This window comes from uncultured Winogradskyella sp. (assembly GCF_947496485.1).
Classification (GTDB): Bacteria; Bacteroidota; Bacteroidia; order Flavobacteriales; family Flavobacteriaceae; genus Winogradskyella.
The window spans coordinates 1-599 of the sequence record NZ_CANMCZ010000018.1; the positions used below are offsets into that span (position 1 = coordinate 1).

Sequence of the window (599 nt, forward strand, 5' to 3'; positions counted from 1 at the left end):
CGTTGGCAACAAGATGAGAAACCAATTCAAAACAAAGAATAATTTGAATAAATCGCTATTATTTCTATTCTTTATTAGTTTAATTTTTAGTTGTAAAACTGAAAACTCAAACTCGACTGAAATTAAAAAAGGTTTTCATAATGTTGAGGCAATAGGAGAATTAATAAGCGGATCCTATACTTTTTGCGGAATTGTTCCTAAAGAAATTAATTACACTTATAGAACCGGAAAATGGAAATTTATTACGTCCAATAATATAAAAATTGCGGAAGGAGAATATGACGTGCTTGTTAAAGAGAATGATTCCTCAGGTGGTTGCGGATTTAAATACTTTGAAAACAAAGTCGATTCGGAAAAATGGAACTTCTGGAATAAAGATGGAGAAGCAATTGAACCAACAAAACGATTGATTAATATTATTGAATCCAACCAGGTAAAACACAATGTTTATTTAGAATAAAATCCAGTTGCCAACAACGTGTATAATTCATTGTTCGGTTCGTGTGTACTCGGAAAATTCCTGCGGAATTTTCCTATGGTTCGTTTCCTTTTACTAACTTAGACCTAGACAACACAACGAAATCATACACAATCCCGTT

Annotated in this window: 1 protein-coding gene; it reads left to right on the forward strand. The window is 32.1% G+C overall.

All coding sequences use genetic code 11. The features are described from left to right. The coding region (locus tag Q0822_RS18205; RefSeq protein WP_299126399.1) for a hypothetical protein at positions 1-460 on the forward strand (460 nt) is incomplete at its 5' end. Positions 461-599 lie beyond the last annotated feature (139 nt).